The organism is Pseudomonas sp. PvP027 (assembly GCF_017833005.1).
In the GTDB taxonomy this organism is placed as follows: domain Bacteria; phylum Pseudomonadota; class Gammaproteobacteria; order Pseudomonadales; family Pseudomonadaceae; genus Aquipseudomonas; species Aquipseudomonas congelans.
Window position 1 is genome coordinate 2,066,005 of the sequence record NZ_JAFIBK010000001.1, and the last position, 23,210, is coordinate 2,089,214.

The window sequence follows — 23,210 nt, forward strand, 5'->3', positions numbered from 1 at the left end:
GCTTATGGGCACCAGTAAATCTCGAGAGACGGGTTGAGAAAGGCACGCACCGGCATCTCGGCGAGGTCATCGCCTGCCAGCGCGGTGCGCAGGGTGTCGAGTTTGGCCTGACCGGACACCGATAGAATCGATGAGCGCGCCGACGCCAGCAGGCGGCGGGTCAGGGTCAGGCGCTGGTGCGGCACGCTCGGTGCGAGCATGGGCAGGCAGCGACGCTCGCCTTGCAGGTCAAGGGCTTCGCTCAGATTCGGGCTGTTGGGGAACAGCGATGCGGTATGCCCGTCGTCGCCCATGCCCAGAATCAGTACATCGATGGGTGGCAACTCGGCCAGCGCCTGATCGGCAGCCTGCGCGGCTTCCTCGACACTGCTCGCCACGTTGTACAGGCCAAGAAACTTCGCCTTCGCCACAGGCCCCTGCAGCAAGTGACGCTGCAGCAGGCCCGCATTGCTGTCGGCATGTTCGGTCGGCACGAAACGCTCGTCTGCGAGACTGATGACGACCTTCGACCACTCCAGCGGCTGTGCCGCCAGACGCTGGAAGAAGGCGACCGGACTGCGCCCACCGGACACTACCAGAGTCGCCAGACCGTTCTCACTGATCGCCTGTTTCAGGCGCTCGGCGACAGTTTCAGCCAGTGCATCGGCCAGTTGCTGCGCAGTGTCGAAATCATGTGCTGCCAGCCCTGCAGGCAGCTTGAGGTCACATATCGCCATACCAGGATCTCCCGTCGCGAGTAATCAGGGCAATGGAGCTCATCGGCCCCCAGGTTCCTGCCGGGTAAGGCTTGGGCGCATCGCCCGCCTTCTTCCAGCCAGCGATCAACTGATCGCACCATTGCCAGGCGTACTCGATCTCATCTTTGCGGACAAACAGGTTCTGATTGCCACGCATGACTTCCAGCAACAACCGCTCATAAGCGTCGGGGACACGAGCGCTGCGGTAGGTGTCGGAAAAATTCAGTTGCAAGGGACCGCTGCGCAGCTGCATGCCCTTGTCCAGGCCCTGATCTTTGGTCATCACCTGCAGGGAAATGCCTTCGTCAGGCTGCAGACGGATGATCAGGCGGTTGCTGATCTGCAAACGTTGTTCAGGCGCGAAGATGTAGTGCGGCGGCTCTTTGAAATGGATCACGATCTGCGACAGCTTTTGCGGCATGCGTTTGCCGGTGCGCAGATAGAACGGCGTACCCGACCAGCGCCAGTTGCGGATATCGGCACGCAACGCGACGAAGGTTTCGGTGTCGCTCTGGGTATTGGAGTTTTCCTCCTCCAGATAGCCAGGCACCGCCTTGCCTTCGCTGTAGCCGGAGGTGTACTGGCCGCGCACCACCTGGGTCGCCAGACGCTCGGGGGTGAACGGGGCCAGTGCCTTGAGCACCTTGACCTTCTCGTCACGGATACTGTCGGCCGACAGGTCGCTTGGCGGGTCCATGGCAATCAGGCAGAGCAACTGCAGCAGGTGGTTCTGAATCATGTCACGCAGCTGGCCGGCCTGATCGAAGTAGCCCCAACGGCCCTCGATACCGACCTTCTCGGCCACGGTGATCTCTACGTGCGAAATATGGTTCTGGTTCCACTGGGTTTCGAACAGGCTGTTGGCGAAACGCAGGGCGATGAGGTTCTGTACCGTGTCCTTGCCCAGATAGTGGTCGATGCGATAAACGCGGTTTTCCGGGAAAAACTGGGCGACGGCGTCATTGACCCGGCGTGAAGAGGCCAGGTCGTGGCCGATGGGTTTTTCCAGTACGGCACGCGTACGTTCGGCGAGATTGACCGACGCGAGGTTTTCGCAGATGGCACCGTAGACCGAGGCCGGTGTGGCGAAATAGGCGATCAGGGTTTCGGCATTGCCGACGCGCTCGGCAAGCGCGACGTAATCCTCGGCCTTGAGGAAATCGACATGCAGATAGCTGAGCCGCGCCAGAAAGCGGCCCAGATTGTCCGGCTCCAGTTCCATCTCGGGAATGAAGCGGCGCATGGATTTCTCGATGTACGCCAGATGCGACTCTTCGTCGCCCGGCTCACGCGCCAGGGCCAGAATTTTTGTGTCTTCATGCAGCAGTCCAGCGCGATCAAGCTGATAAAGAGCCGGGAACAGCTTGCGTACCGCCAGGTCCCCCAGGGCACCAAACAGGGCAAATGTGCACGGTTCAACCGTAATCAAGGGCATAATGTTGGTTCTTTTATCAAGTTAGGCTACAAATACCTTTTTTAAAGGCGTTACTCAAGGCCATATGTAGTAATAACCACAACATTCTGCCTAAAAGCATATTCCAGTGGTGATCAACACAGGCCCTCAGTACGATAGGCCACCTTTGCTACAGGCTAAAGGGCTAATAAAAGCTCAAGGCAAAACCGTTGGTAAATCAGCCCCGACAAGGACTTTGAATGGACCGCGTAAGAAACCTCCTGGAGCAAATCCAGGGCCGACTCGACGAGCTGAACAAGGCCGAACGTAAAGTGGCCGAGGTCATCCTGCTCAACCCGCAGATGGCAACGCGGCTGAGCATTGCAGCGCTTGCCCAGGCCGCCAAGGTCAGCGAGCCGACGGTCAATCGCTTCTGCCGTTCGTTCAGTGTCAGCGGCTATCCGGAATTGAAGCTGCAACTGGCCCAGAGCCTGGCCAGCGGCGCAGCCTATGTCAGCCGTGCGGTGGAAGCGGATGATAATCCTGAGGCCTATACCCAGAAGATTTTCGGCAGTGCCATCGCGTCACTGGACAGCGCCTGCCAGCAATTGGACCCGGCCTTGATCAGCAAGTCCGTGGACATGCTCATCCAGGCGCGGCAGATCCACTTTTTCGGGCTGGGTGCCTCCGCGCCGGTGGCCCTGGATGCGCAGCACAAATTCTTCCGCTTCAATCTGGCGGTGACGGCGCATGCCGATGTGCTGATGCAGCGGATGATTGCGTCGGTGGCGCATACCGGCGAGTTGTTTGTGATCATTTCATATACGGGGCGTACCCGTGAGTTGGTGGAAGTGGCGCGTATCGCGCGGGCCAACGGCGCGTCGGTGCTGGGGCTGACGGCAGCCGGTTCGCCGCTGGCCCAGGCCAGTACGGTGAGTCTGAACATTCCTCTGCCGGAAGATACGGATATCTATATGCCGATGACGTCGCGGATCATTCAGTTGACCGTGCTCGATGTGCTGGCCACCGGCATGACGCTACGCCGCGGCGTCGACTTCCAGCCGCATTTGCGCAAGATCAAGGAAAGTCTGAATGACAGCCGTTATCCGATCGAGGATCAGGGCTGACTGGATGTGATCGGAAGAACGCGTTGACTATCGTTCCAACGCTCCGCGTGGGAATGCCTTTCGTGACGCTCTGCGTCACACAGTGGTTCTGCGATGTTAGTTGGATTGGTGTTTGGCTCCGGTCACCTTTGCGCCCTTACGGCGCCTTACTTTGAGGGACCAAAGTAAGCAAAGTCCCCGCTCCGTTTCCGGCCCGACTTCGTCGGGTTCCTTCGCCCTGTCACTTACGTCGCACTCCGCGTCGTCTGTGCCATCGGGGTTTGACTATCGTGCCGACGCTCCGCGTCGGCATGCAGTTCGTGACGCTCTGCGTCATCTGCAACTCACCCTGCCAGGCTGGCTTGCAGTTTGAGCTGCACCTGTTCTCCGGGCCGCAGGCTGAAGGTGTCGCCGGACCCTGAGGCGGCTTCGACGCGGACAAAGCCTGCGGTTTCGCTGCCGCATACGCCGAGGAGCGGTCTGCTGCCGGGGTGCCAGACGACGGTGTTGGCGCTGTCGCCGGTGTCGATGTTGAGTCTGCGCTGCCAGATCGGGTCCTGGAGCTGTACGGCGCCGGCGTGTTCGAATACGCGCTGGCAGGCGCCTGCCACGCGCAATTCGCCCTGTTGCTGACAGGCCTGGCGGCTGAGTTCGTCATAACCCTGTGCGCCGTCGAGCCCCTCCAGTGCGACTTCAGCCACATCGCCGATCCGCCAGTAAGCGTGCAGCGCATGGCTGAAGTGACACGGTTCGCTGTCTTCGTGACGTGTGCTCAGACGCAGCTCCATGCCCTGCCCCAGTTCGGCATGCAGATCGACCTGCCAGTCCCACAGTTGCAAGCGCCAGTGCAGGCTCACACCCTCCTCACACTCACTGCTGTCAATCAGCTTCCAGTCCAGCAAGCGCCCCCAACCGTGCGCCGGCCAGCCGCTCTCGCCGGGATGTCGGCCATACCACGGCCAGCAGACCGGAACGCCTCCACGAATGGCGCCCACCTGTGGCCACTGCGCGGCGCACCAGAGCCAGGGTTTCTGGCCCTGTGGCTGGAAGTGCAGCAATTGCGCGCCCTGGCGACTGAATACCGCCTGACACTGCGGGTGGTCGATGACCAGCACATCGCGCAGCTGATGGCGCTCCCACTCGAAGGTCGGTCTGGCACGTCGGGATCGGAAGAAGCGTTGCAAGGGATGTTCAGGCAGTTGCGCGTCGTGAGTGGTCATCGCCAATCGCGTCCCTGAAAAATAAAAGGATCAAGCCATAAAAAAACGGGCAGCCAGGCTGCCCGCAAAGCACACACGACCCTTGATCGCGTTACGCGTCAGTCAATACTCAGAACTTCGACTGGATCTTGATGCCCGCAACCAGCGCGTCATCAACCTGATCTACGCCACCAGGATGCTTGATGTACTGCAGGTTGGGACGCACGGTCAGCCAGTCGGTGACGTGGAAGCCGTAGTAGATTTCAGAGTTGTACTCAGTGCTCTGAACAGGCAGGAAGCCAGGGTTATCGTAGTCGTTGATGCCACTGATCTGGTTGGCCAGACGCACGCGATCCTGCACATCGTCGTTGACGTGGATACGGGCGATACCGATACCGATGTCATCTTTCGGACGCGAGTTGAACGGGCCCTTGTAGGTCAGACCGATCTGCTGGTAGTTATCGACGAAGTTGGTTTCCTTGTCATGCACGGTGGCGTTGGCAAAGATGCTCAGGCCGCGCGAGGCGTCGCCGTCATGAGTGGTCAGTTGTTGCTGAGCCACGACCCACCAGCCATGCTTGCTGCTGTGCGACTTGAACGCTGCGCCAGTCAAAGCCTGCGGCTGACCGTTCACGTCTTCATAGACATCGTTGGCGTTTGGCGTGCTCTTGTAGTAACCGATACGATACTCGCCAGGCAACGAATTGAAGGATGGAGTCCAGACCAGTTCGACCGGCAGAATCATGCCTTCGGTGCCACTGCCGCTAAGCTTGAAGCCGTTGCCTGTTTCCAGGTTGGACGGGTTCTGCTCGTACACACCCACCTGGGCATACACTTCAGGCGTGATGTTGTACTTGATGCGCAACGCCCACTGGCTGATTGGCCAGTTGTACCAGGTGCTTACGTAGTTACCGACCTGCGAGCCGCAGAAGGACAGGTTCTGGAAGTCGCACGGGAAGCTGTTGAAGTCTTCGCCCGGACCGAAACGGCCGGCCTTGACGTCCAGCGCGCCGTCGAAGTACTTCTGCTTGATCCACATCTGTGTCAGGCGCCAGGTCTGACCACGGCCCCAGACTTCCTGGGAGGAGCTGAGTGTACCGGCGCGAGGATCGCCGATACGGTCATTGGAGATGTTGCGACCGCTACGTTCGGTGATTGCCAGCTTGAACTCTGCGTCGTGCCAGCCGAGAACTTTCTGCAAATCGACTTTCATGCCCAGCGCGAACTGGTCGCTGTAACGACCGGTGGTGTCGTCGTTGTAGCCGCCTTTGAGGTTGCTGGCCATCTCGGAAACGTATTCCAGCGAGAAGTCATAACCCTTGTCCAGCAACTCGGTGCGCTTTCCACCCCAGTCACCCGTCATCCAGGGCGAATCTGCGGCAAATGGCTCGGCGGCGTGAACGCTGCCTGCCAGACCCATCGCACCCAACGCCGACAGCTTGCATACCAACTGGAGCCGGGAAAGCGATTTACCTTTGTTGATCTTCTTCATCCCATCAATCCTCGTTTTATTGTTATTAGCTTTGGTAGACGTGTTGCTTCATTCACTGCCTTGTATTCGCTGGTCGGCCGTGCGTTTTGGCAGCCAACGGCCAGCAAGCGATGCTCGTTGCTGAATCAATTTATCACTTGCGGCTCGACCGGTGACACATTGTTTTCCCGTTCGGCCGCCTGCCGCGCTCCCAGCACGCCAAGACGCTCGCCGCTCTGAGCATCGAAAATCAGCACCCTGGCAGGATCGAACTGCAAGGTAAGGCTCTCGCCCACCTGCGGTGCGACATCCGGGGCAAGGCGACAGCAGACCTTGCTCTGGTTGAGCGTGACGAACACCAGCGTATCCGGACCGGTCGGCTCGGTCACCTGGACCTCGGCACGAATGGTCGGCAGCCCGGTCGATTCAGCGCCGGCCAGCATAATCTGTTCGGGGCGAATACCGAGAATGATTTCTCGATCTTCAAGGCCGGCATCGGACACGCCCACCGGCAGTTCGCAACGGGCCTGACCACTGTCGAGCGCAGCGATCAACTGACCATCCTTGCGTTGCAGGCGCAGCGGGATGAAGTTCATCGGCGGTGAACCGATGAAACTGGCGACGAACAGGTTGGCCGGATCGGTGTAGATCTGCTTGGGCGTACCAAACTGCTGGACGATACCGTCCTTCATCACCGCCACCTTGTCACCCAGCGTCATGGCCTCGATCTGATCGTGGGTCACATAGACGGTGGTGGTTTTGAGGCGCTGATGCATCAGCTTCATTTCGGTACGCATCTCGACGCGCAGCTTGGCATCGAGGTTGGACAGCGGCTCATCGAACAGGTAGATCTTCGGTCGACGTGCCAGGGCACGACCCATCGCGACACGCTGTTGCTGGCCACCGGACATCTGACCCGGCTTGCGATTGAGCAGGTGCTCGATCTGCAACAGCTTGGCAACGCGAGCCACTTCAGCGTCGATGTCGGCTTGCGGCATCTTGCGGATCTTCAACCCGAACGCGATGTTTTCACGCACGCTCATGGTCGGATACAGGGCATAGGACTGAAAGACCATCGCGATGTCGCGGTCCTTGGGGCTGGTGCCGCTGACGTCCTGACCGTCGATCAGAATCTCCCCGCCACTGATGCTTTCCAGACCGGCAATGCAGTTCATCAGGGTGGATTTACCGCAGCCCGATGGACCGACCAGGATCAGAAACTCGCCATCCTTGATCGACAGGTCGATGTTCTTGAGTGTGTCCGGCAGGTTGCTGCCGTAGGTCTTGTTGACGTTGCGTAATTCGAGAGTCGCCATGATTACCCCTTGACCGCGCCGGCCGTGAGCCCACGCAGGAAATACTTGCCAGCCAGTACGTAGACCAGCAGTGTCGGCAGGCCGGCAATCATCGCCGCCGCCATGTCAACGTTGTATTCCTTGGCACCTGTGCTGGTGTTGACCAGATTGTTCAGAGCCACAGTTATCGGCTGAGAATCGCCACTGGAGAACACAACGCCGAACAGGAAATCGTTCCAGATCTGGGTGAACTGCCAGATCAGGCAGACCATCACGATGGGCGTGGACATCGGCAGAATGATGCGCCCGAAGATGGTGAAGAAACCGGCACCGTCAAGTCGTGCAGCCTTGACCAGCGCGTCGGGAATGCTGACGTAGTAGTTACGGAAGAATAGCGTGGTAAATGCCAGCCCGTAGACCACATGAACAAACACCAGCCCGGTGGTCGTGTTGGCGAGGCCCATCTTGCCCAGTGTGAAGGATGCCGGCAGCAGAACGGTCTGAAACGGCAGAAAGCAACCGAACAGCAACAGACCGAAGAACAGCTGCGACCCCTTGAAGCGCCACATCGACAGCACATAGCCATTGAGCGCGCCGATTGCGGTGGAGATGATCACCGCCGGAACGGTGATTTTTATCGAGTTCCAGAAATAACCATCGACCAGGTCCCAGGCCTTTATCCAGCCGATTGCGGTCACTACGCTCGGCCAGCTCAACAGGTTGCCGGTGCCGATGTCTTCGGGGGTCTTGAAGCTGGTGAACAGCATCACCACCAGCGGCACCAGATAAATCAGACAGGCCAGCATCAGCACGGCGTAAATCAGAACACGACTGAAGCTGATGCCCGGTTTGCCAACATGACTAGTCATGGCGTTTGGTCCTCAGCTCGGAATACAGATACGGCACCAGAATCGCCAGGATCGCGCCGAGCATCAGAATGGCACTGGCAGAACCCATGCCCATCTGGCCGCGGCTAAAGGTGAACGAGTACATGAACATCGCCGGCAGGTCGGATGAATAACCTGGGCCACCGGCGGTCATCGCGGCTACCAGGTCGAAACTCTTGATCGCAATGTGCGCGAGAATCATCACGGCACTGAAGAACACCGGGCGCAGGCTTGGCAGCACGACGCGCCAGTAGATCATCGGCAAACTCGCGCCATCCATCTGGGCCGCGCGAATGATCGATTGATCGACGCCACGCAGACCTGCCAGAAACAACGCCATGACGAAGCCGGAGGACTGCCATACCGCGGCGATGACCAGGCAGTAGACCACGCGGTCCTGGTCAATCAGCCAGTCGAAACGAAAGCCTTCCCAGCCCCAGTCGCGCAGCATCTTGTCCAGGCCAAGGCCAGGGTTGAGCAGCCATTTCCAGGCAGTACCGGTGACGATCATCGACAGCGCCATCGGGTACAGGTAGATAGTGCGAATCATGCCTTCGCGACGAATCCGCTGGTCCAGCAGGACGGCCAGCAGGACCCCGATCACCAGGCTGATTGCGATGAACATCCCGCCAAAGACCGCAAGGTTCTTGCTTGCCACCCACCAGCGATCGTTGTCCATGAGACGCGCGTACTGCGCCAGACCGACCCATTTATAGGAAGGCAGAAACGTCGAGTTGGTGAACGACAGTGCGAATGTCCAGAGGATGTAGCCATAGAAACCCACCAGCACGATGAACATGCTGGGGGCCAGCACCAGTTTTGGTAGCCAGCGTTGCAGCGCATCCATTGGCGAGGCTTTGCTGTTCGCAGCGACAGAGCTCATCGGGAGTATCCCATGCGGTATATCGAATCCAGGCCGCAGCCGCAGGTGAAATCAACCAGGGATTTCAACACTGCGGACGACGGTTAAAGGCGGTTCAGAACGAATTACTTGGCAGACTTGATCGCAGCGCCCAGCTTTTTGGCTGTTTCGGCCGGATCAGCTTTCGGGTCATTGATGTAGTTGGTCACCACATCGAAGAACGCGCCCTGCACTGCCAGCGTAGTTGCCATGTTGTGTGCCATGCTTGGCTGCAGACCACCGGTTTTCGAATCAGCCAGGAAGTCCTTCGCAGCGGTTTGCGCACACGAGTCGAAACCGTATTTGCTCATGTCGGACAGCATGTCTTCACGAACCGGGATCGAACCCTTGTTGATGCTGAAGACCTTCTGGAAGTCCTCGCCCATGGCGACCTTGGCCAGATCCTGCTGTGCGGCAGTCGTGCCCTTGTCTTTCTGCTTGAAGACGGCCAGCGAGTCGATGTTGTAGGTAAACGCCTTTTCGGTGCCCGGGAAGGCTACGCACTGGTAATCCTTGCCGGCGACCTTTTTGGCTGCGGTCCATTCACTCTTGGCCCAGTCACCCATGATCTGCATGCCGGCCTTGCCATTGATGACTTTGCCAGCTTCCAGGTTCCAGTCCTGGCCCTTGCCATCGGCATCCATGTAGGTCGCGACTTTCTTGAGTTCGGTGAGCGACTTGACCATGTCTGCGCCGGTCAACGCGCCGTTGTCCAGATCGACCAGGGCTTTCTTGTAGCCGTCAGCGCCCATGACCGAGAGCACGACAGCTTCAAAGACGGTGCTGTCCTGCCAAGGCTGGCCACCGTGGGCAAGCGGGATGAAGCCGGCTTTTTTCAGCTTGTCGCCTGCCGCATAAAACTCTTCGAGCGTAGTCGGCGCCTTGTCGATACCGGCTTTCTTGAAGACTTCAGGGTTGATCCACAGCCAGTTGACGCGGTGAATGTTCACCGGCACTGCGACATAATCACCGTCGTACTTAACGGTGTCGGAGACTTTCTTGTCCAGCAGGGAGTCCCACTTCTCGGACTTGGCGACCTCTTTCAGCGCATCGGTATCGAGCAGACCGGTAGAGGCCCACTCCTGGATATCCGGGCCTTTGATCTGGGCTACACCGGGAGGATTGCCAGCAACCGCACGGCTCTTGAGTACGGTCATGGCCGTGGAGCCGCCGCCGCCTGCAACGGCGCCGTCCTTCCAGGTAAAGCCGTCCTTTTCAACCTGAGCTTTCAGAACATCGACCGCAGCCTTCTCGCCACCCGACGTCCACCAGTGCACGACTTCTACGGTGCCTTTGGATTCAGCGGCATTAGCGCTCAGAGGGAACAACGAAGCGAGAGAGATGACAACAGCGAGACGTGACATGGAATTCATCGAATTGACCTTTCTTGTTGTTATGCATGAGCAAGTCTGGTGCTTGCGCTTCGTGGGAGTCTAACCAAGCCTGAGGCGACGACAGTAACGAAGGGACGCGCGATTGTCACAGGATGGTGACAATTCAAATACCGCTGTAATCACTAGCCAAAAGCCACTGCCCGGCAATTCATTCCGCCGTTCTCGGCAGGTACAACGTTACCCGCAACCCTCCATCACGCAGGTTCTGCAGGCTGACTTCGCCGCCATGACTGTGGGCAATGTTGCGAGCGATCCCCAGGCCGAGGCCATAGCCTTGCTGCTGACTGCCTGCCAGACGGAAATGCGGTTCGAAAACGTGTTCGAGACGCTGCTCGGGAACGCCAGGGCCTTCGTCATCGACATGCAGCACGAACGCCTGGGCATCGTCCTCGACCTTAAGGTGCGCGCGGTGACCGTATTTGAGCGCATTGTCGATCAGGTTGCCGATGCAGCGCTTGAGCGCCAGCGGTTTGCCTGAATAGGCCGCCTGTGCCTCACCCTGCTGTGTGACACGCCCGTTGCCGTCAGCAAGCAGCCAAGGTTCGACCAGACACTCAAGCAGCGCATTGAGGTCCACCGGCTCGATATTTTCATGAATGTCGGTGTCCTTGACGCACTGCAGCGCGCCTTTGACCAGCAACTCCAGCTCGTCCAGATCGCGACTGAATTTGCGTTGCAGCTGCTCATCCTCAAGCAGCTCGACCCGCAAGCGCAAACGGGTGATGGGCGTACGCAGATCATGGGAAATGGCACTGAACAACTGCCCCCGCTCGGTCAGGTAGCGACTGATTCGCGTGCGCATGGCATTGAACGCCCGGCTGACCTCGATGACTTCGCTGCCGCCGCCCTCGACCACAGGCTCGACGTCCGCGCCCAGTGACATGTCCCGTGCGGCCCGCGCCAGGCGCTTGAGCGGGCGACTCTGCCAGTGCACCAGCAGACCGATGAACAACAGCAGAAATGCGCTGGTCAGGACAATGAACGACACCTGCTGAAGAGGCAGTTCCTGTTCCTCCAGCGAGGTGTAGGGTTCAGGCAAAAGAGAAGCGATATAGAACCACTCGCCGGGCGCCATTTCGATTTGCGTGACCAGCACCGGCGGGTTCACCGGCTCGAGTGTCAGCGCATAATGCGCCCACGAACGCGGCAACTCGTCGAGCTTCAGGCCGCTGTTGAAAATCCGCAGTTCTTCGGGCCGCGCAAACCATACGGTGATATCCGGCCCATTGCCCAGACGCTGGCGCAGCACCTCGCCAACCACATCCAGCACCGCCTGCTTGCGAGGGGTGGGCTGCATGATCTGCATGTCCAGCGGGTGATCGTTGAGTGACACCACGAACCGTGTGCCGCCCATACTGCGCAGCTGGTCGAGCACCATAGGCCGGTAAGCCAGCGGCAATGAGCGAAAGTAGCTGACGCTGGCCGCCATCGAGTACGCCAGGCTGCGTGCACTGGTCACCAGGCCTTCCATCTGCGTGGCACGCAGCTGTGACAACCAGATCACGCTGGACAGCGCCTGAGCCAGCAAAACCGCCAGCAAGGTCAGCAACAACATGCGCCCCAGCAACGAGCGCGGCAGAGGCAGGCCGGTTCTCTTCGCTCCTGCCCCAGTCGGTTTAATAGCCGTTGCCTGCTTGCGAGTTGACGTTCGCGGCCAGCAGGTAACCACTGCCGCGAATGGTGCGGATCAGACGCGGTGACTTGCCGGTGTCGCGCAGACGCTGCCGCAGGCGACTGACCGCCATGTCGACGATTCGCTCCAGAGGCATCAGCTCACGCCCACGCGTGGCATTGCCGATGGTGTCGCGGTCGAGAATCTGCTGGGGGTTGTCGAGAAACAGTTTGAGCAGCGCGAAGTCGGCGCCGGACAGAATCACCTCTTCGCCGTCATTGTGAAACAGTCGGTGGCTGACCATGTCCAGTCGCCACTCATCAAACAGGATCACGTCGCCACCCGGACGCTCCTGACCGAACTGGGCACGTCGCAGCAGCGCCTTGATACGGGCCTGAAGCTCACGTGGGCTGAACGGTTTGCCCAAGTAATCATCGGCCCCCAATTCAAGACCGATGACCCGGTCGGCTTCGTCCGAACTGGCGGTCAACATGATGATCGGCACATGCGGTTGGCGCGGATGCTGGCGGATCCAGCGGCACAGACTGAAACCGTCTTCATCGGGCAGCATGACGTCAAGGATCAGCAGATCGCTCGGTTCGTCATTGAACGCCCGGCGGAAATCCGCGCCATCGCCCACCGTGCGCACCTGAAAACCGGCGCGGCTCAGGTAGGTGTCCAGCAACTCGCGAATTTCCTGGTCGTCATCCACCAACAGGATCGATTTACTGACTGGGCTCAAGTTGAAGCGTCCTTGTCTGGCTGTGAATTTTTATTGTTATGCCATATCGCTCAGATCTGCGCACCAAACGCCTGTTGCAGTGCCACGCCTGAACCCATGAGGCCCGGGTATTCGGCCGTAACTAGCCACACCGGCAGGCCGTTGAAATAGTCGCTCATGACGCCCTTCTCGGCCATGGCGCGCTTGAACCCGCTGTTGATGAAAAATTCCGTGAAGCGCGGCACCACGCCGCCGACGATATAAACCCCGCCCAGGCTGCCCAGGGCCAGCACATGATTGCCGACCACTCTGCCGAGAAACACGCAGAACTGTTCGAGTACCGCTGCGGCTACCGGGTCGCCCGACAGCGCAGCAGTGGTGATCGCGGCAGGCGACTTGAGCACCGGTTCGATGTCGTCCAGCGCGCAGCTGACCTGATACAGCAACAGCAAGCCCGCACCGCTGAGCACGACTTCGGCGCTGACATGTTCGTGCTCGGCCATCAACCGCGTCCACAGCAGTGCCTCACGCGCAGTGCCGATGGGCAGATCGGCATGACCGCCCTCGCCCGGCAACGCCATCCACCGACTGTCTTCGAGTTTGATCAGCGTACCGACGCCCAGCCCGGTGCCGGGCCCCACCACCACGCGCGGCCGATCAGGCTTGCCGACACCGTGGCAGACCGTCAGGTACTCATCGTCCTTGAGCCGGGTCATGCCCAGCGCCATGGCGGTAAAGTCGTTGATCAGCAGCAGTTCATCGACCTGCAGATCGGCACAGAAAGCCTTGCGGCTCAGTTGCCAGTGGCTGTTGGTGAACTGGAAAAAATCGCCATCGACCGGCCCGGCCACCGCCAGGCATACATGACCGATATCGCCGCGCTGCAGCTCCAGATCCTGCAGATAGACTTCGATGGCCTTCTCCGGGCCTGCGTAGTCAATGGTCGGGAATACCCGGACAGAATGCAGCGTGTCGTCTTCCCAAATGGCAAAACGTGCATTGGTACCGCCTATATCACCGACCAGGGCCAACTTCACTTAAGCGTCTCCAGACTAGAGGTAAAGGCGCTGGCGCCTTGCTCTGCGGAGCTGAAGGCCATGCGCATGAATCCAAAAAGCTCGCGACCGCAGCCGACACTGTTGTCGATCTGGTTGATGGCCGGTTCTCTGGCGGCCAATTCTGACGCTTCGACCAGAACTTGTAACGTACCTTTTACACCATCCACGCGAATCACATCACCATCACGCACGAGCGCCAGCGGGCCACCATCGAACGCTTCCGGGCAGACATGAATCGCCGCCGGGATCTTGCCCGAGGCGCCCGACATGCGTCCATCGGTGACCAGCGCAACCTTGAACCCGCGATCCTGAAGGACACCCAGAAACGGCGTCATCTTGTGCAGCTCGGGCATGCCATTGCAGCGCGGGCCCTGAAAGCGCATCACAGCGACGAAATCGCACTCCAGCTCGCCCGCCTTGAAGGCATCGGCCAGCTCTTTCTGATCCTGAAACACCTTGGCCGGCGCTTCGACGATCTGATGCTCAGGCGCCACGGCGGACACTTTCATCACGCCACGGCCCAGGTTGCCTTCCATGACCCGCAGGCCACCTTCAGGCGAGAACGGACGAGCAACCGGGCGCAGGATATTTTCATCGAGGCTTTCGAGCGGCCCTTCACGCCAGACCAGTTTGCCGTCTTCCAGGAACGGCTCCTTGGTGTAGCGGCTCAGGCCATAACCGGCCACGGTGTTGACGTTTTCGTGCAGCAGACCGGCAGCCAGCAGCTCGCGAATCAGGAACGACATGCCGCCAGCTGCCTGGAAGTGGTTGATATCGGCCTTGCCGTTGGGATAGACGTGACTGAGGGTTGGCACCACTTCGGACAGGTCGGCCATGTCCTGCCAGGTCAGCTGAATGCCGGCGGCCTGAGCGATGGCCGGCATGTGCAGGGTGTGGTTGGTCGAACCGCCTGTCGCGTGCAGCGCAACGATGGAGTTGACCAGCGAGCGCTCGTCGACGATCTCGCCAATCGGCATGAAGCTGCCACTTTGCATGGTCAGACGCGTCACTTGGCGAGCCGCTTCGACGGTCAGTGCGTCACGCAATGGTGTGTAGGGATTGACGAATGAAGCACCCGGAAGGTGCATGCCCATGACTTCCATCACCAACTGGTTGGTGTTGGCGGTGCCGTAGAAGGTGCAGGTTCCCGGACCGTGGTACGACTTCATTTCCGAGTCGAGCAACTCTTCACGGGTGGCCTTGCCTTCCGCATAGCGCTGCCGTACGTCGGCTTTTTCCTTGTTGGAGATGCCTGAAACCATCGGCCCGCCGGGCACGAAGATGGTCGGCAGATGACCGAAACGCAACGCGCCCATCATCAGACCGGGCACGATCTTGTCGCAGATGCCCAGCATCATAGCGGCGTCGAACATGTTGTGTGACAGGGCGACCGCCGTAGACATGGCAATCACCTCACGGCTGGCGATGGCCAGTTCCATGCCCGGCTCGCCCTGGGTGACGCCATCGCACATGGCCGGCACACCGCCGGCAAACTGCCCGACCGAACCAATGTCACGTAAAGCCTGTTTGATCTGGGCTGGGAAGTGTTCGTAGGGCTGATGCGCCGAGAGCATCTCGTTGTAGGAAGAGACGATTGCCACGTTGGCGGCGTTCATCAGACGCAGGCTTTGCTTGTCTTCCGGTCCGCAGGCAGCGACGCCGTGGGCAAAGTTGGCGCATTGGAGCTTGCCGCGCATCGGGCCATCGCTCGCTGCGCCGCGAATCAATTGAAGGTAGCGCTGACGGGTATCGCGACTGCGGGCGATGAGACGCTCGGTTACTTCAAGGACGCGGGGATGCATGTGATGAACTCCAGGCTAACGTCTAAGGTCACCCGTAAAGACGGCTCCGGTTTTCGAGCAGTGACTGTCAGGGAGCAAAACCCTGATCTCGATCAACTGGGAGTGCCTTTCAGGCTTGTAGTTGTAGATAAAACAAAATATTGCCACTAAAAAGGCTTGTTTTCTATTTCTATGAGAATAATCTTGTAATTCCAACAACAAATTCAGAAGGACGGCTGTATGACTCTTCGTATCGCAATCAACGGTTTTGGCCGAATCGGCCGCAACGTCCTACGCGCACTGTATACCCAAGGCTACCGTCAGGACCTGCAGGTCGTCGCCATCAACGATCTTGGCGACAGCGAAATGAACGCACACCTGCTGCGCTTCGACACCGTACACGGCCCATTCAGCGGCACGGTCGAGTGCGACAAGGACAGCCTGACCGTCAATGGTGACCGTATTTCGGTCAGTGCCATCCGCAATCCGGCCGAGCTGCCGTGGAAAGCGCAGGACATCGACGTGGTGTTCGAATGCACCGGTCTGTTCACCAGCCGCGACAAGGCTGCCGCGCACCTCACCGCCGGCGCCCGCAAGGTGATTATCTCCGCGCCAGCCAGCGGTGCCGATGCCACCATCGTCTATGGTGTCAACCACGACACGCTGCGCCAGTCGCACCAGATCATCTCCAGCGCCTCGTGCACCACCAACTGCCTGGCCCCGGTCGCCCAAGTGCTGCACCGCGAGCTGGGTATCGAAAACGGCCTGATGACCACCATTCATGCCTACACCAACGACCAGAACCTGATCGATGTCTATCACACCGATCCGTACCGCGCTCGCTCGGCCACGCAGTCGATGATCCCGAGCAAGACCGGCGCTGCCGAAGCGGTAGGCCTGGTACTGCCGGAGCTGGCAGGCAAACTCACCGGCATGGCGGTACGCGTACCAGTCATCAACGTTTCGCTGGTCGACCTGACCGTGACCCTGAAGCGCGAAACCACCGCTGATGAAGTCAACGCATTGATGAAAGAAGCCAGTCAGCATTCCAAGGTGCTCGGTTACAACACCCTGCCGCTGGTCTCCCATGACTTCAACCACAACCCGCTGTCGTCGATCTTCGACGCCAATCACACCAAGGTCAGCGGCAAGTTGCTCAAGGTGCTGTCGTGGTACGACAACGAATGGGCGTTCTCCAAACGCATGCTCGACAACTGCCTGGCACTGCATAACGCGCAGTAAAGGATAGCTGTCCAGCAACACCTGCTCTCATGCCCATGCACTGCGTGGGCATGCAGTTGCGGGCGTCTGCGGACAAATATTTACAGATCCAGGGTTGACCGGTCCAGAAGATGAGAAGCATTATCATTTGCTCGCATCTCCGGTCAGGCTTCTCTGTGTCGCACTCAGACTTCAACAAAGTGTTTCTGGCCCAGCGCCCGGTTCTTTTACGCACTCTGCAACGCATGGTCGGCAATCAAAGCGCTGCCGAAGACCTGCTCCAGGAAACCTGGCTGCGCGTCAGCCGAGCATTGACCGAACACCCTGTCGATCATCTTGAACCCTTCGTTTTCCAGACCGCTCGCAACCTGGCGCTGGATCATTTGCGTGCGCGGCGCATCCATGGCCGGACCATGCTCGAAGACGTGTCGCCTGCGCGACTCGAAAGTGTTGTGGCCCAGTTGGGCTCGCCCGAAGATGCTGCACACGCCAAGCGCTTGCTGGACAGCCTCAGCGCCAGTCTGAGCACGCTGAGCCCGCGCCAGCAGAAAATCTTTACCCTCAGCCGCCTCGATGGCCGCAGTTATCTGGAAATTGCCGAGCAGTTGCAGGTCTCTGCCAGTACCGTACAAAAAGAATTGAAACTGATCATGGCGATCTGTGTAGGCGTTCTTTCCAGGCTTGACCCGCCCTGAGCCCTGCCGCACGCTGCCAGACTCATATCGATACAGTTTCAGGATTACCGAGGAACACCGTGGCCCCGAACACAGAACGCCCGCACGCGATTGCGCAGGACGTGTTGAGCAACGCTGCAATGGATCAGGCCCTGACCTGGCTGATCGAACTGGAAGGTGCAGACGATGCACAGCAGGCCCGTTTTCAGGAATGGCTGAATGCCGATCCCGAACATACCCGCGCATTCGAGAAGGCCTGGGCACTCTGGAGCTCGCAGCCGGTTCGGCACGCAGCGGAAAATATTGCACCACCGCGCAAGCGCTCGACATGGCAGCGTGTCCGTCCCCACTGGAAACCTCTGGCCACTGCAGCGGTGTTGCTGCTGGGGCTGTTCAGCTTCAGCAATCTGCCGTTGCGCCTGCAGGCCGATCATCTGACGGTCGTCGGTGAACGCCAGCGCCTGGAACTGGCGGACGGTTCGAAGGTGCTGCTCAACACTGATTCGGCCTTCTCCAGCCAGATCGGAGAAAAACAGCGCTCTGCCCGCTTGTATCGGGGCGAAGCCTTCTTCGACGTCACGCCGAAGCCAGGACTGCCGCTGGAAATCGAAGCTGGCCCGGTACGCATGAGCGCCAACAGCACCGCGTTTTCGGTGCGCTATCTGAACGGCGTCACGCAGGTGCAAGTGCAGCGCGGCGCTGTCGACGTGCATGCCACCCACGGTGACTCCAGCGTCAGCCTGGGGGCTGGAGACAGTGTTCGCGTGGGGCCTGGCGGCTTCGGGCACCGTGAAAAGCTTGACCCGGTCCGGGATCTGGCCTGGGTGCAGGGCCGACTGATCTTCGACAACTCCCCACTGAGCGAGGTCCTGACTGAGCTGCGTCGTTACTATCCCGGCTGGATCGTCAGCACCAATGCGCAACTGGACCGTGTTGCCGTTACCGGCAACTATCGCCTGGACAACCCGCTCGACGTAGTGCGCTCGCTGGCGCAGATAACCTCGGCAAGCATTCATGAAATGCCCGCGCTGGTAATCCTCAACTGAAGCAAAGTTTTTTTACTCGATAGCGACTGCCCGTTCGTCTAGTCATAGCCAATGCAACTGATTCTCATTTTGAAACAGCTTGTAAACACTATGACGAGCAACACCCCAGGGAGCGCTACCGATGTCATCCACGTTCACGCCTGTCGCCCGACAACGCGCAAGGTTCATGCTTTCTCTGCTGACGATTGCGGTACTGGGCAGCAGTCTGCAGATTGCACACGCCAGTGCAGCCAGTCCAGACACCCCGGCGACACGCCCGGCTGGCACCTACCCGTTCTCGATCAGTCAGCAACCTCTGGTATCGGCGCTGAACGAGTTCAGCCGCGTGACCGGCTGGCAGGTAGGCATGTCGGCGGACCTGGCCCAAAACGTCATCTCTCCAGGAGCCAGCGGCGAACTGAGCGCTGCTCAGGCCCTGGAAAGGATGCTCTCCGGCAGCTCGCTGAACTACCGCAATCTGGGCAACAACAGCGTCGTGCTGGAAAAACGCGCCACCACCGCTGGCGTCCTGGCGCTGGATCAGATCACCGTCAGCGCCACACGCCAGGCACAGGGTGTCGCCACGGTGCCGAGCACTGTCAGCGTACATGCCCGTGAGGAACTGGATCGCAGCAACGTCAACACACTCCGTGACCTGGTGCGCTACGAGCCGGGGGTTTCCGTGGGTGGCGCAGGCCAGCGTGCGGGCACGACCGGCTATAACATTCGCGGTATCGACGGCAACCGCATCCTGACCCAGGTCGACGGCGTCGAAGTGCCCGACAGCTTTTTCACCGGTCCCTATGCGCAGACTCACCGCAACTATGTCGACCCGGAGATCGTCAAGCGAGTGGAAATCCTCCGCGGTCCCGCTTCGGCCCTGTACGGCAGCAGCGCCATTGGTGGCGTGGTCAGCTACTACACACTGGACCCGGACGACATCATCAAGCCCGGCAAGGATGTCGGCGCGCGGCTGAAGACCGGCTACAGCTCCGCAGACGAAAGCTGGCTCAACTCGGCCACCGTTGCAGGCCGTCAGGGCGATTTCGATGGCGTGCTGCACCTCAGCCAGCGCAATGGCCATGAAACCGAATCCTGGGGCAGCACCGGCGGTACCGGCTTGAGCCGCACGCAAGCCAACCCTCAGGATGCGCGCAGTACCAACGTGCTGGGCAAACTGGGCTGGAACTATGGCGACGGTTCGCGTCTGGCGCTGGCCTATGAAAAGTACAAGGACGACCGCGACAGCAATCTGAAAAGCGCAGTCGGTGGGCCGTTCACCAACGGCAGCGGTCTGGGGATGTATCGGTCACGCGAGGGTAACGACACCATCACCCGCGAGCGCTTCGGCATCGAAAACAGCTTCGCCCTCGACAGCCTGCTGGTCGATAACGTCAAGTGGAGCCTGAACTACCAGATCGCGAAAACCGATCAGAGTACCCGGGAGCGCTACTTTCCGTTCTCCCGCGATGTCATTCGTGATCGCAACACGCAATACCAGGAGAAACAGTGGGTGCTCGATGCCCAGCTGGACAAGGCATTCTCCATCGCCAGCACTGACCATGTGCTGACCTACGGCACAACGATCAAGCGTCAGAAAGTCACCGGATTGCGCAGCGGCAGCGGCACCTGTGCGCGAGTCTTCGGCTCCTGCCGCGCTGCAGGTGCGGACAGCCCGAGCGACCGGCTGGCCGCAACGAGTGATTTTCCCGACCCGACCATCACCAGCTACGCGTTGTTCGCACAGGACCAGATCAGCTGGAATGACTGGACCTTCCTGCCCGGCGTGCGTTACGACCACACCCGGCTCGATCCGACATTCACCTCGCAATTCCTCAGATCGGTCAGCCTGACCGACCCAGACCAGGCGAACGATGAAACGCGGACCTGGCATCGCCTGTCACCCAAACTGGGCGTGACCTATGCACTCAGTGATGCCTACACGTGGTACGGCCAGTATGCCGAAGGCTTTCGCACCCCTTCGGCCAAGTCGATATACGGACGCTTCGAAAACCCGACGGCCGGCTATGTGGTCGAACCCAATCCCAACCTGAAGCCCGAAACCAGCAAAAGTTACGAAACCGGCCTGCGCGGTCGCTTCGAGTCAGGCTCGTTCGACATTGCGGTGTTCTACAACAAGTACCGCGATTTCATCAACGAGGACGCCATCACACCCGGGTACAGCGAACTCACGTTCCAGTCCAACAACATCCGGCACGCCACCCTCAAAGGCGCCGAGCTGAAAGGCCGCATCAACCTCGACAGTCTGGGTGCCCCGAACGGCCTTTACAGCCAGGCCTCCATCGCCTATCTGCACGGCCGCAACAACGACACGGGCGAGCCGCTCAACAGCGTCAACCCGCTGACCGGTGTCGTCGGGCTCGGTTACGACCGCAATGACTATGGCGGGCTGTTGGGCTGGACACTGGTCAAGCGCAAGAGCCGCGTGGATGACAGCAGCTTTCATACGCCGGACGGCACCTCCAGTCAGTTCAGGACACCGGGCTTCGGCATTCTGGACCTGACCGGCTATTACAAGGTCAGCAACGACGTGACCGTGAATGCCGGCCTGTACAACCTGACCGACAAAAAATACTGGCGCTGGGACGATGTGCGCGGCTACGACGGCGTGGGAGAAGCCGGCGTTACCGCACCCGCAAACCTTGATCGCCTGACCCAGCCCGGACGCAATTTCAGCGTCAACGTGGTGTGGGACATCTGAGCCCGACAGTGACTGAAAGCCCGCCGTCAAAAACTGGCGGCAGGCTTTTTTTACGCTCTCGGGGCTGGCTGTTCGTCCATTCAACAAGCCCTATTTTTCAGCAAGGAAGACTTCGATGCCTCTCGACCCGACCATACCGGCCCTGCGTTCACAACGCCTGAACCAGATCACCCACGCGCCACATGAACAGCTCGATAAGGCGGTCAAGGCCCATGCGCCGTTTGACACGCTGGGCAGCTATTCGCGCTTCGTGGTTGCCCAGTATCTGTTCCAGACCGAACTGCAACACCTTTACAGCGACTCTGCCCTTGAAGCGATCATCAGCGACCTGCCGGCACGCTGCCGGGCCGAACAGACAAGGGCAGACCTTGCCGACCTGAACATGGACCTTCCCCTGCCGCTGGCAGGTGCAGTACAAAAACCGAGCAACGCAGAAGCGCTCGGCTGGCTATTTGTTTCAGAGGGTTCCAAGCTCGGTGCAGCGTTCCTGATCAAACGAGCCCAGGCCTTGAACCTGAGCGACAGCTTTGGTGCGCGGCACCTGGGCGAGCCTGCCGGGGGTCGGGCTGCCGGCTGGAAAGCCTTTGTCAGAACGCTTGATGAACTGCCAATGACTGCCGAACAGGAAGCAGAACTCGATCGCGGCGCCATCGCCGCATTCGAGCGTTTCAACGTATTGCTGCAATACGCCTACGCCGATGCTCCCGTTGCAGACATGACCCAGGCATGAAAAAGCGCCCGGTGCTGTTAAGCTGGCCGGGCTCCCCGAACCTGCCTGTAGAGACCATGACGTACAAACCACCCGGCTCAAGACTTTCACGCCTTTTATACGGCATCCTCGCCTATACCGCGTTGGGCATAGGCATCGTCGCGATCTTCGTTCCCGGCCTGCCGACCACAGAATTCATTCTGCTGGCGGCGTGGGCGGCAACACGCAGTTCGCCGCGCCTGAACGCCTGGCTGGAAAACCATCGTGTGTTCGGCCCGATTCTGTACAACTGGCGCAACGGCAGACTGGTCGCCCGCAAGGCCAAGATCAGCGCTACCATCAGCATGCTTGTCTGTGCCGTGGTGATGCTGAGCCTGATCGGTCATGCATGGTGGCTGTACCTGGCGCTCACGGGGATGGCGCTGGGCAATCTATGGATATGGTCGAGACCGGAGCCGGACAAAATCGACCGTTGAGCGCCGGCATGAGGCGAGCAGCACTCTGCACAAGGCTGAACCGTCCGGTCGCGGTCAGTGTCTGACTGAGCACACTCACCACTTGATGGAGTCACTTCATGTACGAGCCAGGCCATCTGCACCTCACCCACGTGGCGCTTCAACCGTCGGATATCAACTATGACATCCACCTGCGCTACAACGTGGAGGAAGATCCCAAGCAAGGCACGTCCATGCACTTCACCATGCAGGGCGAAATCAATGGCAAGCCGTTCGAAGAGCAATTTCAGTTGCCTCGCGACCTTGCCTTCAACTTCGCCCACGATGCGAGTCGCATCGCGATAAGGCACGGCTTGCCCAACTCGGCCGCACTGCCCATCGCCCAGCACAAGGACTACGACCGAATGTTCGCGGACATTCGCGACAAGCTCCACGCCAAATCAGGCGACCCGGTTAATCCAGAGCATCTGGAGTAAGCCAACGCGGGAGCGTGAGGAACGATAGATGCCTGCAAGAACACCTGCGGGCAGCAATGAGGCATCGGAAAACACCATCGTGCCCATGCTCCGCGTGGGCATGCCGTTCTGGACGCTCTGCGTTCTCTCCTGAATAGGCGGGACGGCATAAATCCATGACGCAGAGCGTCACGAAGGGCATTCCCACGCTGGAGCGTGAGGAACGATAGGTGCCTGCAAGAACACCAGCGGGCAGCAATGAGGCATCGGAAAACACCATCGTGCCCATGCTCCGCGTGGGCATGCCGTTCTGGACGCTCTGCGTTCTCTCCTGAATAGGCGGGACGGCATAAATCCATGACTCAGAGCGTCACGAAAGGCATCCCACGCGGGA

General features: G+C 59.6%; 20 protein-coding genes. 8 read left to right on the top strand and 12 right to left on the bottom strand.

Annotation, left to right across the window (positions count from 1 at the left end; genetic code table 11):
• Positions 1–2 precede the first annotated feature (2 nt).
• Complete coding sequence (gene pgl, locus JOE33_RS08545; RefSeq protein WP_010429118.1) at positions 3–716, bottom strand: 6-phosphogluconolactonase; 714 nt, start codon at positions 714–716, stop codon at positions 3–5.
• Positions 703–2,172, bottom strand: a complete 1,470-nt coding sequence (gene zwf / locus JOE33_RS08550; RefSeq protein ID WP_010429119.1) for a glucose-6-phosphate dehydrogenase — start codon at positions 2,170–2,172, stop codon at positions 703–705. Before zwf ends, pgl begins: the two co-directional genes overlap by 14 nt.
• Positions 2,173–2,390: 218 nt before the next feature.
• Here zwf and JOE33_RS08555 point away from each other — a divergent pair, with 218 nt between their 5' ends.
• Positions 2,391–3,257, top strand: coding sequence for a MurR/RpiR family transcriptional regulator (locus tag JOE33_RS08555; RefSeq protein ID WP_002552324.1), 867 nt, complete (start codon positions 2,391–2,393; stop codon positions 3,255–3,257).
• 323 nt (positions 3,258–3,580) lie between these two features.
• Here the strand turns inward: JOE33_RS08555 and JOE33_RS08560 are convergent, their stop codons facing one another.
• The 10 genes from JOE33_RS08560 to edd form a co-directional block, all read right to left on the bottom strand.
• Positions 3,581–4,456, bottom strand: coding sequence for a D-hexose-6-phosphate mutarotase (locus JOE33_RS08560; protein ID WP_010431726.1), 876 nt, complete (start codon positions 4,454–4,456; stop codon positions 3,581–3,583).
• Between the two features lie 109 nt (positions 4,457–4,565).
• Positions 4,566–5,927: a carbohydrate porin gene (locus JOE33_RS08565; RefSeq protein ID WP_010431724.1), complete on the bottom strand. Its 1,362-nt coding sequence runs from the start codon at positions 5,925–5,927 to the stop codon at positions 4,566–4,568.
• A 125-nt stretch (positions 5,928–6,052) separates the two neighbouring features.
• On the bottom strand, positions 6,053–7,222 hold the full coding sequence (locus tag JOE33_RS08570) for an ABC transporter ATP-binding protein (protein WP_011266834.1): 1,170 nt from the start codon (positions 7,220–7,222) through the stop codon (positions 6,053–6,055).
• A gap of 2 nt (positions 7,223–7,224) precedes the next feature.
• Positions 7,225–8,070, bottom strand: coding sequence for a carbohydrate ABC transporter permease (locus tag JOE33_RS08575; RefSeq protein ID WP_003433593.1), 846 nt, complete (start codon positions 8,068–8,070; stop codon positions 7,225–7,227).
• Positions 8,063–8,971, bottom strand: a complete 909-nt coding sequence (locus JOE33_RS08580) for a sugar ABC transporter permease (RefSeq protein ID WP_003314048.1) — start codon at positions 8,969–8,971, stop codon at positions 8,063–8,065. Before JOE33_RS08580 ends, JOE33_RS08575 begins: the two co-directional genes overlap by 8 nt.
• 104 nt (positions 8,972–9,075) lie before the next feature.
• The gene (locus JOE33_RS08585) at positions 9,076–10,362 is read right to left on the bottom strand and encodes an ABC transporter substrate-binding protein (RefSeq protein ID WP_032615781.1); all 1,287 of its coding nucleotides are present in this window, start codon (positions 10,360–10,362) and stop codon (positions 9,076–9,078) included.
• A gap of 169 nt (positions 10,363–10,531) precedes the next feature.
• A complete protein-coding gene (locus JOE33_RS08590) occupies positions 10,532–11,938 on the bottom strand; it encodes an ATP-binding protein (protein ID WP_010431707.1) in 1,407 nt (468 codons plus the stop codon).
• A 61-nt stretch (positions 11,939–11,999) separates the two neighbouring features.
• On the bottom strand, positions 12,000–12,737 hold the full coding sequence (locus JOE33_RS08595) for a response regulator transcription factor (RefSeq protein WP_003408952.1): 738 nt from the start codon (positions 12,735–12,737) through the stop codon (positions 12,000–12,002).
• A 50-nt stretch (positions 12,738–12,787) separates the two neighbouring features.
• Complete coding sequence (locus tag JOE33_RS08600) at positions 12,788–13,753, bottom strand: glucokinase (RefSeq protein ID WP_032615783.1); 966 nt, start codon at positions 13,751–13,753, stop codon at positions 12,788–12,790.
• Positions 13,750–15,576: a phosphogluconate dehydratase gene (edd, locus tag JOE33_RS08605; protein WP_010431703.1), complete on the bottom strand. Its 1,827-nt coding sequence runs from the start codon at positions 15,574–15,576 to the stop codon at positions 13,750–13,752. Before edd ends, JOE33_RS08600 begins: the two co-directional genes overlap by 4 nt.
• 219 nt (positions 15,577–15,795) lie before the next feature.
• On the opposite strand from edd, the gene gap reads away from it, so the two are divergent.
• The 7 genes from gap to JOE33_RS08640 all read left to right on the top strand — a co-directional run bounded on the left by gap (position 15,796) and on the right by JOE33_RS08640 (position 22,837).
• Positions 15,796–16,797, top strand: coding sequence for a type I glyceraldehyde-3-phosphate dehydrogenase (gene gap / locus JOE33_RS08610; protein ID WP_209924067.1), 1,002 nt, complete (start codon positions 15,796–15,798; stop codon positions 16,795–16,797).
• 155 nt (positions 16,798–16,952) lie between these two features.
• Complete coding sequence (locus JOE33_RS08615; RefSeq protein WP_187625138.1) at positions 16,953–17,471, top strand: sigma-70 family RNA polymerase sigma factor; 519 nt, start codon at positions 16,953–16,955, stop codon at positions 17,469–17,471.
• A gap of 59 nt (positions 17,472–17,530) precedes the next feature.
• Positions 17,531–18,496, top strand: a complete 966-nt coding sequence (locus JOE33_RS08620; RefSeq protein ID WP_187625139.1) for a FecR domain-containing protein — start codon at positions 17,531–17,533, stop codon at positions 18,494–18,496.
• A gap of 121 nt (positions 18,497–18,617) precedes the next feature.
• Positions 18,618–21,197 (top strand): TonB-dependent receptor, encoded by a 2,580-nt coding sequence (locus tag JOE33_RS08625; protein WP_187625140.1) that lies wholly within the window; start codon positions 18,618–18,620, stop codon positions 21,195–21,197.
• A 115-nt stretch (positions 21,198–21,312) separates the two neighbouring features.
• The gene (locus tag JOE33_RS08630) at positions 21,313–21,927 is read left to right on the top strand and encodes a biliverdin-producing heme oxygenase (protein WP_122693563.1); all 615 of its coding nucleotides are present in this window, start codon (positions 21,313–21,315) and stop codon (positions 21,925–21,927) included.
• Positions 21,924–22,382: a YbaN family protein gene (locus JOE33_RS08635; protein ID WP_010431683.1), complete on the top strand. Its 459-nt coding sequence runs from the start codon at positions 21,924–21,926 to the stop codon at positions 22,380–22,382. The genes JOE33_RS08630 and JOE33_RS08635 overlap by 4 nt, the downstream gene beginning before the upstream one ends.
• Before the next feature lie 98 nt (positions 22,383–22,480).
• The gene (locus JOE33_RS08640; protein ID WP_096124952.1) at positions 22,481–22,837 is read left to right on the top strand and encodes a DUF5064 family protein; all 357 of its coding nucleotides are present in this window, start codon (positions 22,481–22,483) and stop codon (positions 22,835–22,837) included.
• The last annotated feature ends 373 nt before the right edge of the window (positions 22,838–23,210 follow it).

Bases quoted from the DNA above. Each gene is read 5' to 3' on its own strand.
- JOE33_RS08565 (WP_010431724.1), bottom strand. From the start codon at position 5,927: ATGAAGAAGATCAACAAAGGTAAATCGCTTTCCCGGCTCCAGTTGGTA.
- JOE33_RS08560 (WP_010431726.1), bottom strand. From the start codon at position 4,456: ATGACCACTCACGACGCGCAACTGCCTGAACATCCCTTGCAACGCTTC.
- JOE33_RS08635 (WP_010431683.1), top strand. From the start codon at position 21,924: ATGAAAAAGCGCCCGGTGCTGTTAAGCTGGCCGGGCTCCCCGAACCTG.
- JOE33_RS08640 (WP_096124952.1), top strand. From the start codon at position 22,481: ATGTACGAGCCAGGCCATCTGCACCTCACCCACGTGGCGCTTCAACCG.
- JOE33_RS08625 (WP_187625140.1), top strand. From the start codon at position 18,618: ATGTCATCCACGTTCACGCCTGTCGCCCGACAACGCGCAAGGTTCATG.
- JOE33_RS08575 (WP_003433593.1), bottom strand. From the start codon at position 8,070: ATGACTAGTCATGTTGGCAAACCGGGCATCAGCTTCAGTCGTGTTCTG.
- gap (WP_209924067.1), top strand. From the start codon at position 15,796: ATGACTCTTCGTATCGCAATCAACGGTTTTGGCCGAATCGGCCGCAAC.
- JOE33_RS08630 (WP_122693563.1), top strand. From the start codon at position 21,313: ATGCCTCTCGACCCGACCATACCGGCCCTGCGTTCACAACGCCTGAAC.
- JOE33_RS08590 (WP_010431707.1), bottom strand. From the start codon at position 11,938: ATGTTGTTGCTGACCTTGCTGGCGGTTTTGCTGGCTCAGGCGCTGTCC.
- JOE33_RS08585 (WP_032615781.1), bottom strand. From the start codon at position 10,362: ATGAATTCCATGTCACGTCTCGCTGTTGTCATCTCTCTCGCTTCGTTG.
- edd (WP_010431703.1), bottom strand. From the start codon at position 15,576: ATGCATCCCCGCGTCCTTGAAGTAACCGAGCGTCTCATCGCCCGCAGT.
- JOE33_RS08570 (WP_011266834.1), bottom strand. From the start codon at position 7,222: ATGGCGACTCTCGAATTACGCAACGTCAACAAGACCTACGGCAGCAAC.
- pgl (WP_010429118.1), bottom strand. From the start codon at position 716: ATGGCGATATGTGACCTCAAGCTGCCTGCAGGGCTGGCAGCACATGAT.
- JOE33_RS08555 (WP_002552324.1), top strand. From the start codon at position 2,391: ATGGACCGCGTAAGAAACCTCCTGGAGCAAATCCAGGGCCGACTCGAC.
- JOE33_RS08580 (WP_003314048.1), bottom strand. From the start codon at position 8,971: ATGAGCTCTGTCGCTGCGAACAGCAAAGCCTCGCCAATGGATGCGCTG.
- zwf (WP_010429119.1), bottom strand. From the start codon at position 2,172: ATGCCCTTGATTACGGTTGAACCGTGCACATTTGCCCTGTTTGGTGCC.